We start from the raw sequence: 11776 nt of genomic DNA, 5'->3' as shown, positions 1-11776 counted from the left end.
GAAGGGTTCAATAACCGAGTCAAAGTTCTAAAACGGCGATGCTATGGCATCTTTAATGTAGACCACATCTTTCAACGTCTCTCTCTCGACATCAATGGCTATGAGTGGTTCCCTGCATCCTAAACACTATATCTAGTAACAACTACGGGAATTACAGGAGAGCCCAAAGATATTCTTAGTCTGTTACTGTCCAATGTAGCCTTTCAAACTGACTGGGAGTCTGAATGATTCTTTTTATGGGTCGACTGAGGTGAGCTTGGGGTCACTGAAAGCGGTGCGTTGGCAACTGGCTTCCCTGAGAGGCTTATTTGTAGAATTTCTTTCTGTCGTGCTGCGCGAGCCTTTTCGGCAGCACATCCATTTCCCAAAACCCTTTGTATTTATCGCTTTGCTTTCCAAACTCGTATCCATAAAAGCCGACACTCTTCACCTTCCGGGACGCAGTGTTTTCTTTGTATTTAACATTTACATCGAGTTTTGGGTAAGTGGTTGCGTAGTAGTCTATAAGCTCACGGCAAACTGGGCACGGGCCTTGCGATGTAACGATTTTTAGGGTGCCCTTCACGTCATCTGGTTTGTTGGAATTTGTGTACATTGCATCCAGGAAGCACTGGACCGCTGCGAGGGCCTTTGGTTCAGCATCGCCGTCTCGATGCGCGTGTTTTTGTTTCGCTGCTTTTGCGTGCCCCTGTGCCTGCACAGCATAATTCTTAGGTGTATTGTTTGCCCAAAAGCCGCTCGGATATGCACGCGTCTTGTACGATGTCTGCTCTTGCATAAAACTTAACGTACCATACTTTTTGACAGCGCTCCTGATGCGCTTCTGTTTGTTCTGTTGCGGTGTTTTTTTGACTTTGATGAGTGCTTGAGCATATACAACAGAGTACGTACCGAGCGACTTTACACTTTGGGTCATCTCACTAAGCTGGTCATCCCGGCTTTTCTGATGTTTGCCCGGCTGGTTCCTTTGGTATTGGTTTAATCGTTTTTTGTAATTGGGGTTTTCCCTTTTTTCCTCTTCGTATTTGCTATTACTCTGATACTTTCTCTTATTATTATTATTATTGGCTTTTTTTCTCTTCTTCTTACTATTATTATTCTTGGCTTGTTTTATCTTATTCTTGGCTTGTTTTATCTTATTATTTGCCTCCTGTATAGTACTTGGTACAATCTCTCTCCAGTTGTCATTTTTTAGCGTTGCTTCAGCTTGATCGGGATTCTGTTTGGTAATCTTTGTTAGATATTGATAGACGATTTTAATTTCTTCAGCATCGAGTATGTGTTCTTGAGCCATCGACTGACACCAATCTGGTGATCCGATCTTTCCGCCAAGCATTACACATGTTGCCTTGGACACTGCTACGCGCAAGCCATTCCGGTTACCAATCTCACCAATTTGCATGGATTTGCGACCTTTTTCTGTTGCTTCGCTCTCCATCCTTGAGTCGGTACTTACTGTCTGCCCTCCTTCCGTTTCCGTAGTGTTCGGTCTACGACCTTGCTTTTGCTGGACCATATGCCATGCTTCATGTGGCAAATAATTCTCGGCTCCCTTGGCTAGGTGAATAGTCCTCCCTTTTGCATATCCAAGTGCCGAGTACTTTCCCGGAACTGAAGAGTTATACTCCACACGCACATCCGCCATCGAGTAACCGGACAAATTCTCTATTCCGGACCTTAATCGCTTGGGTAATCCAACCTGTTGCTGCCCACCCGACTGTTCTTGCATCCTAACGTGACCAGGCGATTCCGCATTCGATTTTACTTGGCCCTGGTAACCAGTTGCCTCCTCTTCCCTTTTTTTCTTATCACTCCATGGGTTGTGCCATTGCTGTGTCCTGGATGCTGTTCTCCAGGATGAATATCCCTGGGACATGGTTGTCTTCATACCAATAGCTCCTGGCCAGTTTTTGTTAGTGAAGATTTAAGGGAGCAAGAAACGATAATGATGCTTTACATACTATCACTATGCATATCTTCTACCCTAGCTTTTGCTACCTTGACTTTAGCCTTGGCGTGAGAAATATATAGAGACATTTTGTAAAAGTTTGTATTACAGAGCAATCAAGTTTAATCCTAGGATCTGGGTTTAGCATGAATGTGCCCGATGCCTGTAGTTTGTCCTACATTTGCTAGCTATGGAAAAGAAGGTCATAGTAGATGCTGCTACCAACCTAACGCTAGAAAACGACCAGCGATTTTCTCTGTCACATCTCTGGAGCCTACAACGCCAGTTTTTTGAGCACCAGGGTATTCAAGCTTGGAATACTGGATATGTTCCTCACTACGCTACTAGCAATCCCTTTATCACCAAGACTTATGGTCAAATCCTCAGGGGTTTCTTGCAAGACTGGCTTAAGGCTGATCAGCCTCATTCCACCAGTTTCGATCCCGATCAGCCTCTTTACATTCTGGAGTTAGGGTCCGGGTCTGGGCGATTTGCCTACCACTTCCTCAAGCAGTTTTTTGGCCAGTCTAGTCATCCTCTGGTAAAGAATCTGTCGGTTAAATATGTGATGACTGATTTCGTCGAAAACAATCTGGAGTTTTGGCAATCCCATCCTGCTTTACAAAACTACTTAGACGAAGGGCTTCTTGACTTCGCTCGATTTGATATCCAAAGCAAAGGCCCTATCCAGCTTCTCCATTCCAAGAAAATTCTTTCAACAAAGACACTGGCCAATCCCCTAATTGTTCTAGCCAATTACTTCTTCGACAGCATTCCCCAAGATCTGTTTATGATTCAATCGGGGCAGCTTTACGAAACGTTGCTGAGCCTAAGCATTTCTGAAAAAGATGCCGATCTCCCGCCAGCAGAATTGCTAGAGTATCTGGACATTACCTACGACGATCGCCCTATCTCCCCCAATTATTATGATAATCCTGACTTTAATCAACTGTTAAGTCATTACCAACAACAGCTGGACGACACCAGCCTGATGTTGCCGATTGCAGCCCTTCAAGTCCTGGCCCACCTGCGCCAACTGGCAGGCGATCGCCTCATCTTTCTCACTGCTGATAAGGGCTACAGCCGAGACATCGATTTAGCAAATCGTTCCAGGCCCAAGTTTGTATTCCATGGCAGTTTCTCCCTCAGTGTCAACTACCACGCTATTGGGCTCTATACTCAATTCCAAGGAGGCCAGACTCTCCTGCCCAACTATCGACCCCGCAGCTTAAATGTCTGTGCCTTTTTGTTTGGAGATCCTCCTAACAACTATGCTGAAACCTGCCAAGCCTATCAACAATGGTCACAACAAACCGGACCTGACAGTTTCTTTGCCCTCAAGAAAACCATTGAGCCTCTCTACCCCAGCCTCAATCTGCGACAAATCCTTGCCTACCTCCGCTTCAGTGGTTGGGACCACAACATTTTCTTAGGCTGCTGGCCTGCATTAATGAACCAGGCTGCTAACGCTCCTGAAATCTTGCGTCCCGATATCGAACAGACACTTCACAATGTCTGGGACATGTACTACTGGATTGGCGAAGACCAGGATCTCCCTTTCCACATATCGCAAGTCTTTGTGCAGCTAGGTAACGATACCGCCGCCCTAGCCTATCTTGATCATTCACTGCAGCTATATGGCGATACCTCCCACACGTTGCTCCACCAGGCCATTTCTCTCCTCCGCCTGGGCCAAACCACCCATGCCCTCCTTTCTCTTAACCGAGTCCTGGACATTGAACCTCAATTAGAAATCGCTCGGGCATTAAAACAAACCATTGAAGCCAACAGTGGTGACCTGGATACCATCCTGAATGAACTCTCACCTCAGGTTAGAGAACAGGACACAGTAGCACCTGATGATCCTCTGACTCTCAGCCTCTGGGGCCTCAAGGCTCTATTAGAGCACCACACCGATAACGCTCCCCATGTTGCCTTGGAAGCAGTGCTTGAATCTGAGCCGTTACCTTTAGCCAGATTGGGAGATGCCTTCAATCTTTCCCTCTTTGAACGCACCATTCTGCTCCTCTGCCTTGGTCTGGAACTCGAACCCAATTTCCAATCTCTCTGCGCCAAAGTTCATGGTAATGACAACAAACCCTACGCCACTCTGGGGCTGGCCCTCTCCACCTTTCCCGAGGCCGATTGGTCCGTCCTCTCTCCCCAAACCCCCCTGCACTACTGGCAACTGATCCACCCCGAACCCAGTCGTGTCCTTACCGAAGCCCCCCTCAAACTCGACCGCCGTATCCTCTGCTACCTCCTTGATGAACCGGCCCTGCCGCCCCACCTGATCGACCTGGGCACCCCTCTTTCCCCCGAGGGCCTTGCCGATACCTTGCCCCCCTCCTATGCAGACCTGATCCAACAGCTGATTACCACCTGGTCCACAGCAGACGCCACCCACGGGTTTACCCTTATCTGCCTTAATGGTCCCGACACCACCACCAATACCAATGTCGCCATCGCCGCCTGCCATGCCATGGGCATGCCCCTGATGGCTCTTTCCGCTGCTGTCCTCCATACCAATCCCCAGGACCTCACCCAACTCCAACGGGAATGGGAACGGGAGGCCCTCCTCACCCGCAGTGCCCTATTACTGGACTGCGACACCGCCCAACCTGGCGACCCCGGTCGAGATACGGCTATTTCCCTCTTTTTAGAAACCCTGAGTACGCCAGTGATTGTGTGCAGTCGTGATAAAAAGCCCCAGGTCCGTCGTCCCCTGATCACCTTTGAGGTGCCGCCCCTCAACTACACGGAGCAAAAAGACCTGTGGCTGGCGAATCTAGGACCGTTGGCAGCAGACCTGGATGGTCATGTGGATTTGCTGGCAACACAGTTTCGGCTGAGTCCGACGGCAGTGCAGTCGGTGTGTCGGCAAGCTAAGGGAATAATTAACGAGGAACAAGGAACAAGGAACAAGTTAGATGTAACTGCGGGTTCAGACGAGCAAAATTCAAAATCCAAAATCCAAAATTCCCTCCAGGAAGCCGCTCAAGCGTCTACAAAACTCAAAACTCACCTCTGGGATTTGTGTCGTGCCCAAGCTCGTCCAAATTTGGATGATTTGGCGCAGCGGATTGAGTCGATGGCGACGTGGGAGGATTTGGTACTGCCGGATCGGCAGCGGTTGATTTTGGAGGATATTGCTACTCATTTGACCTATCGGTCACGGGTGTATCAGGAGTGGGGATTTGCGAAGAAGGGCGATCGCGGTTTGGGCACCAGTGCGCTGTTTTATGGGGAGAGTGGCACGGGTAAAACTATGGCGGCGGAGGTGCTGGCAAATAGTTGTCAGCTGGATCTGTACCGGATTGATTTGAGTACGGTGGTGAGTAAATACATTGGGGAGACGGAGAAAAATCTGCGGCGGATTTTTGATGCGGCGGAGACGGGTGGAGTAATTCTGTTATTTGATGAGGCGGATGCGTTGTTTGGTAAACGCTCTGAGGTGAAGGATAGTCACGATCGCCATGCCAATATTGAGGTGAGCTATTTGCTGCAGCGGATGGAGGCCTATCGAGGGTTGGCCATCTTGACCAGCAATATGAAAGACTCCCTGGATAAGGCTTTTCTTCGTCGGATTCGCTTTATGATGGTCTTTCCGTTTCCGGATGCTAGTGCTCGGGCAGAAATTTGGCAACGTATTTTTCCGGCGCAGACTCCTACCCAGGGATTGGACTATACCAAGCTGGGCCAGCTCAAGGTGGCCGGGGGGAATATTCGCAATATTGCCCTTCAGGCTGCTTTCATCGCTGCCCAGGCCGATCAGTCGGTCTCCATGGCCCATATTCGACAGGCCGCCCAACGGGAATATCTGAAGTTAGAAAAGCTCCTCACTACTGAAGAAATTAAAGGCTGGGACGCCGACGATTGAAGTCTCGATGGATTAAAGTAGTCATACACGTGTACTAACCTATTAGGCGGCTTGACCATGATTGCCACCCAGCAGCCTTCTCGTTTTACCCCACAGGAATATTTGGTATGGGAAGAGCAGCAATCTCTGCGGTATGAGTACTTCGATGGGGAAGTGTTTGCCATGACTTATGGAACATTGCCCCATGCTGATATTGCTCTCAATATTGCCAGTATTCTGCGAGGACCGCTAAGGGGACGTTGCAAAGTTAGAAATTCGGATGCCAACGTTGGTATCACCGACGAAGGCCCTTTTGTCTATCCAGATGTTAGTATCACGTGCGATCCTAGCTATTATTCCGGCTTATCCTGCGCTAGCTACAATACGATAGAATACACTTGTTCTGGTCGGTGGTGTAACCCATGACCCTCTCTAAACCTAAACCAGCACTCTCCCTACCCGATCATCGGCAGCTACCGGAATCGGACGCTACCTTTGTGAAAAATTTTCAGGAACATCCTCAAAGTCTGCTGCTGACAAGTGCGATCCGTCCTATTCTCGATGCGCTGCACCCAGATAGTCACTATGCCATTGGTCAAGATTGTGGCATTTACTGGCGGCTTACAGAGCCACCTGAACGGGGTGCAGAGGCTCCAGACTGGTTTTATGTGCCCAACGTCCCTCCCCTATTGAATGATGAACGGCGGCGTTCTTACGTAATGTGGAAAGAAATCATTGCACCGCTGATTGCCATCGAATTTGTCTCCGGTGATGGCTCCGAAGAGCGAGATACCACCTCGCCATTTGCCAATGATGACTCGAAAGCAGGTAAGTTTTGGGTTTACGAACAAGCGATTCGCATTCCTTTCTACGCGATCTATGAGGTTGAAAAAGCCGCTGTCGAAGTTTACAAACTTGTAGCTCAAAACTACCAAAAATGTAGTCCAAACGAACGTGGCCATTATCCAATACCGCCGCTCGGTGTGGAGTTAGGGATATGGCAAGGAGAATACATCAATCAGTCCCTTCCCTGGCTGCGTTGGTGGGATAGTGAGGGTAACTTACTGCTGATAGGGGATGAGCGGGCCGAGCAAGAAAAGCAGCGGGCTGAACGGTTGGCCGCCAAGCTCCGGGAGCTTGGGATTGACCCAGACGAGGTATAAATGGGTAAAGAGGCAGGGGTAAGGGATAAAGAACGGTAACAGCCATAATCTTATAAGGCTCAGTATCCGAGTGATCCACAATGCAAAAGCTAGCGATAAATGGCTGCTGCACAAAGGTGAGAAATATAGGAATTGTCACTTTTTGGGGAGATGGTTCTGGTCCAGTCTGTTGTTTTAACCAAGCGGCATGGTCATCTAAATTATTTGGATAAGGATCTGTCCAATCTCTCGGTGCAGCGTCACACCGAGAGATCATAATCTGCCATAACACCAAACCCTTCATGCATTCATACATCAACTTATTTTGATTGATGTATCAATTTGTTTCAAGAACAATTCAGCAATTTCTACTATAAAGTAGCGTTAGAGAGTTATTAAAAGTCTACTAGTAACATGCAGCCTTCTTCGTACGGGGCTGCTCCATATAGGTTTCTTGTTCATATCTCACTGAGATAAGGGATATTGCCCCTTATTCACGTTGTTGTGAAAGGTTGTTCTTATTGAGATTAATCCTTTAAAGAGACGATCCTTTAAAGAGACGATGCCATGATTGGTGATGCCTTAACCTTTTTTCAAACCCAGCTCAACAGCTATATAAAACTAAAAACTGGTGGACAAAAGGAGGAGTCTGTTCAGTTCCCAGAGATTCAGCTGCCTAAGGAGCTGAATATGCAGAGTAATGCGGTTACAGCGCTGCTAGTCAACCTGGAGGAGGAGCGAGTATTTCGTTCCGGTGCAGCCTATGCTAGCAACCTTGCTGATGGTACTACGACAGCCAGTCCGCCTAATCTCTGCCTAAACTTTCACTTGATGTTTATTGCCAATTTCAAAGACTATGTGGAAAGTTTAAGAATTTTGTCCCTGGTGATCAAATTCTTCCGCAGTTACCGACGATTTGATCAACAAAAGTTTCCATCCCTCGGAACCGATATTGCTCAGCTCTCCACAGAGCTAGTCAATCTGTCCTTTATGGAGCAAGGGGAGCTTTGGCGGGCCTTAGAGATGCCTTGCAGCCCTTCTGCTCTCTATAAGGTTAGGATGTTAGTCTTTCAAGATACAGAGCTGGATGAGATTGAGACGGGTCAGCAACTAGGAACCATTGAAACAATCACATCGCAATTGTAAGAGAGAGGCATCGGCTCAGGACATAGTTGGTTTAGAGAGTTTAGAGGCTAGTAAAATCAGGGTTATGCTGTAGGGTTATGCAATACCAACGATTATTTTGTCTAACTATTTTTCATGACTATTATCAAGATCAGATCTGTCCTGATTTTACGATTGAGCCCACTGGTGCCTGTCGAAAATTACTCCAGGGCCATCGACTGTTGGTAAAGCCGATGGTCAACGGGCTATGGGTGATAGTGCCTGTAGACTCTGCCAAACAGCCAATGATCCCCTTGGCAGACTCCCTCACGTTTACCTTTCTCTTAAGGCTCAACAATCTGGGCCTGGTTAATGTGACCCAACTTGATGCAGATTACGATGCCATACAAAGTCTATATACTTTTAGTAACCGTGATTTGACATCTCCGGGGACATCTCCCCTGTCCCCCAGTTTGGTGCAACGCTCCGATCTAAAGCAAGCAACCCTGGCCAAGGATATCAACCCTTCCGGCTCCGACAAAGTCTTTGGCATTGTAGAAATTCACAACAATGACAGTCTGTCGACTGATCCCTGGCAAACAAGTGAGTTTCAGATCCGTTTCCCCGTTAAACAACAAGTTTGGAAATACTATTTAATCGCAGCGAAAAATGGCCCATCATCCCCATTCTCAATTCAAGATAAAGCAGCTAATATCTCATTTTCCCAGGTCAACATTGACCCTAATGATCGGGTATTGACCTTGATTCAAAATCGTTTCCCTACTAGTCAACCTGTGTTGTTTCAGTCAGAGGAACCCGTGCCCTGTCAGGCCATCGGTCGGCAAAATATTCAACTGTTGAAACAAGGTGACAACCAGCCCTGGATTCCCCATTTACCCAACCCGTCAAATCGCCATGGTACCCAGGTGATTAACCTACTCGAAGATTTATAACTGCAAGGAAGACACTATGCCCACCTATAAAACCCCTAATGTCTACGTTGAAGAGATCGCCACGTTACCCCCTTCGGTGGTACCAGTGGCTACGGCGATACCGGCCTTTATTGGTTGTACTGAGAAAGCAGGCGACAAAAATAAGTATCGTGACCAGCCCGTTCGCATTAGCTCTCTTCTAGACTACACCACAATCTTCGGCGGAGCCCAGCCTACAAACTTCACCGTCACGCTAGATGAGAGTGAGCAAATTACAGAAATTGTAGCTGGAGATGGCTCAGCTAAGATCCCTGAGTACCTGATGTACTACATGCTGCGCCTGTTCTTTGATAATGGGGGTGGGCCATGCTATGTGATCTCAATCGGAGACTATGGGACGCAACCTGATGAGGCGGCATTTACGTCTGGGTTAACGGCCCTCAGTAAGGAGGATGAACCCACTTTAATTCTGTTGACCGATGCGGTTAACCTGGCTGACAGTGCAAAGTACTACGGTCTGTGTCAGGCTGTGCTCAAGCAGTGTAACGCTCTCAAAGATCGCTTCGCCATTTTTGATATCTTAGCTAGCGATGATGACTCCACTGCAGGCATTGGAGATACTTTTAGAAATAATATTGGTAACGAATATCTTAAGTATGGGGCGGCTTATTATCCTTATCTGCAAACGTCCCTCAGTTACTATTACACCGGTGAATCGGTCGGTATTACTGGTTCAGCAGGCACAGGGACGACACAAGTTACTTCAACGGGTGAGTTCCAAGCAGAACTAGAAGATCTTGTCATTAACTACAGCGGCGAGGCAGATGATAATCCTCAGTTCAAAGTTACTGTGACAAGTCGCCAAACGATTGCAATTGACGAAACTAGTGGTGTGTTGAATATCCGACTGCCCAGTGATGGTGCCACCATTGAGCAGATTCTGGCGACCTCTACTGGAGTCGGCAACTATACGTTGAGTTTGGCACCCGGTGGGACAGCGACAACGGAAATTACTGCCGAGGTGACAGAGACCTCCCTAACGCCTGTCGCTGGGAGTGGTGGAGGTACTGTTACTGGGACCACCCTGGACTCTGTCAAGACAGAGAAAACTGAGCTTTATAACCGCATTAAGACTGCCCTTGGTACCATCCGGGTAACCCTTCCTCCCAGTGGTGCAGTTGCCGGGGTATATGCCAAGGTCGATCGGGAAAGAGGCGTTTGGAAAGCACCAGCTAATGTGAGTTTAGCCTCTGTCCTTGGTCCTACGGTGAAAGTCACCAATGAGGAACAAGAAAGACTCAATGTGGATGCGACCGCTGGTAAATCTATCAATGCCATTCGTAGCTTTACTGGCAAAGGTACGTTGATTTGGGGGGCTAGGACCTTAGCGGGCAATGATAATGAATGGCGCTATGTCCCGGTTCGTCGACTTTTTAACCTAATTGAAGAATCCATTCAAAAGGCCACTGCATTTGTCGTGTTTGAATCCAACAATGCCGTTACCTGGCTCAAGGTCAAAACCATTATCGAGAGCTATCTCGATGGTCTATGGCGACAGGGTGCGTTGTCTGGGGCTACTCAACAAGAGGCTTTCTTTGTCAACGTTGGGTTAGGTCAAACCATGACAGAGCTGGATATTTTGGAAGGTCGCATGATTATTGAGGTCGGTATATCGGCGGTTCGTCCGGCTGAATTCATCATCTTGCGATTCTCCCACAAGCTTCAGCAAGCGTAGGGTGGGCAGTGCCCAACGCTTTGAATCTTTTTTGAGCTACTGCCCCCTGCCCCTAGCCAATTATTGACCATAATCCCTTAACCAAGGAGCCAATCAATGCCCACATCCATAGACGACATCAAGAACAAGTACCCCATTCCTGTTTTTTATTACCGGGTCACCATTGATGGTGATGATTCCATGGCATTTTCAGAGGTTTCTGGCCTCAGCATTGAGTATGAAACCATCACCTATCGCGATGGGTTGAGCTATCGCGATGGCCCTAAGCACATGCCAGGCCTGGATAGTCCAGTGAACCTGACCCTGCAAAAGGGAATCGTCAAGGCAGACAGTTATTTGCTGGATTGGATCAACAGCATCCGGCTAAATACCGTCGAGAAGCGGGATGTGCGTATTGATCTTCTCAATGAAAATGGAGAAGCCACAGTCTCTTGGACGGTGAAAGATGCCTTTCCTAAAAAGTTAGATGCGCCCTCCTTTAATGCCACCAGCAGCGAAGTCGCTATTGAAAGCCTGGAACTCATGGCCACCCGTCTAGAAGTCGCAAACCCAGCTCTGTAGGCCACTATGAGTAACGCCTTTCCCATTCCAGCCCTATCCCTGACTGAAAATCCCCCCGTTGGGTGTTACTTCATGGTGACCTTTTTAATCGGAGGGTTTCTCCCTAATCTTCTCGACATTCGCTTTCAATCTGTATCCGGGATCTCATCCACCATGGAAACCACCGAGATTAGGGAAGGGGGAGAAAATCTATTTTCTCTAAAACTGCCCACCCGCATGACCTATGGCAACCTGGTGCTAACGCGAGGCATGGTGGTGGGCTCCCCCCTGAATGTGGAATTTAACCTGGCGATGAGTACCATGAGCTTTCAGCCTGGCAATGTTTTGGTGATGTTGCTCAATGCAAAAGATACGCCGGTGGCCAGCTGGCTGTTTCAAGAAACCTTTCCTGTGCAATGGTCAGTTTCTGATCTTAATGCGGACCAAAGTGCCATCATGATTGACTCCATGGAGCTCAACTATGCTCGACTGCAAAGTTTAAGAATTTGAGGTGTT

At 48.0% G+C, this 11776-nt stretch carries 10 protein-coding genes and 1 pseudogene; 10 read left to right on the top strand and 1 reads right to left on the bottom strand.

Translation table 11 applies throughout. The features are described 5' to 3' along the window. Window positions 1–123, top strand: a 123-nt coding sequence (locus IXB50_RS22935) for a transposase (RefSeq protein WP_215607619.1), incomplete at its 5' end; no start/stop codon positions are given. Between the two features lie 181 nt (window positions 124–304). Here the strand turns inward: IXB50_RS22935 and IXB50_RS03530 are convergent. Continuing rightward, complete coding sequence (locus IXB50_RS03530; protein ID WP_215607556.1) at window positions 305–1888, bottom strand: hypothetical protein; 1584 nt, start codon at window positions 1886–1888, stop codon at window positions 305–307. Window positions 1889–2138: 250 nt separating this feature from the next. Here IXB50_RS03530 and IXB50_RS22725 point away from each other — a divergent pair. The 9 genes and pseudogenes from IXB50_RS22725 to IXB50_RS03490 form a co-directional block, all read left to right on the top strand. Beyond that, window positions 2139–3020: pseudogene (locus IXB50_RS22725) on the top strand (SAM-dependent methyltransferase); the annotation flags it as partial. A 726-nt stretch (window positions 3021–3746) separates the two neighbouring features. Next, complete coding sequence (locus IXB50_RS22720) at window positions 3747–5828, top strand: ATP-binding protein (protein ID WP_407658786.1); 2082 nt, start codon at window positions 3747–3749, stop codon at window positions 5826–5828. A 57-nt stretch (window positions 5829–5885) separates the two neighbouring features. Then, a complete protein-coding gene (locus IXB50_RS03520) occupies window positions 5886–6233 on the top strand; it encodes a Uma2 family endonuclease (RefSeq protein ID WP_215607554.1) in 348 nt (115 codons plus the stop codon). Continuing rightward, on the top strand, window positions 6230–6970 hold the full coding sequence (locus IXB50_RS03515; RefSeq protein ID WP_215607553.1) for a Uma2 family endonuclease: 741 nt from the start codon (window positions 6230–6232) through the stop codon (window positions 6968–6970). Before IXB50_RS03520 ends, IXB50_RS03515 begins: the two co-directional genes overlap by 4 nt. Before the next feature lie 546 nt (window positions 6971–7516). Next, window positions 7517–8095 (top strand): DUF4255 domain-containing protein, encoded by a 579-nt coding sequence (locus tag IXB50_RS03510; protein ID WP_215607552.1) that lies wholly within the window; start codon window positions 7517–7519, stop codon window positions 8093–8095. 77 nt (window positions 8096–8172) lie between these two features. Continuing rightward, the gene (locus tag IXB50_RS03505; protein WP_215607551.1) at window positions 8173–9006 is read left to right on the top strand and encodes a hypothetical protein; all 834 of its coding nucleotides are present in this window, start codon (window positions 8173–8175) and stop codon (window positions 9004–9006) included. Window positions 9007–9022: 16 nt separating this feature from the next. Continuing rightward, entirely contained in the window at window positions 9023–10720 is a 1698-nt protein-coding gene (locus IXB50_RS03500) for a phage tail sheath family protein (protein ID WP_246564062.1), read from the top strand. A 96-nt stretch (window positions 10721–10816) separates the two neighbouring features. Further along, window positions 10817–11281: a phage tail protein gene (locus IXB50_RS03495; protein WP_215607550.1), complete on the top strand. Its 465-nt coding sequence runs from the start codon at window positions 10817–10819 to the stop codon at window positions 11279–11281. 6 nt (window positions 11282–11287) lie between these two features. Next, window positions 11288–11770, top strand: a complete 483-nt coding sequence (locus IXB50_RS03490; RefSeq protein WP_215607549.1) for a phage tail protein — start codon at window positions 11288–11290, stop codon at window positions 11768–11770. Window positions 11771–11776: the final 6 nt, after the last annotated feature.

The organism is Leptothoe spongobia TAU-MAC 1115, assembly GCF_018739885.1.
GTDB lineage: Bacteria > Cyanobacteriota > Cyanobacteriia > Phormidesmidales > Phormidesmidaceae > Leptothoe > Leptothoe spongobia.
The sequence above is the reverse complement of the archived record's forward strand: the minus strand, read 5'-3'. Positions and strand labels throughout refer to the sequence as shown.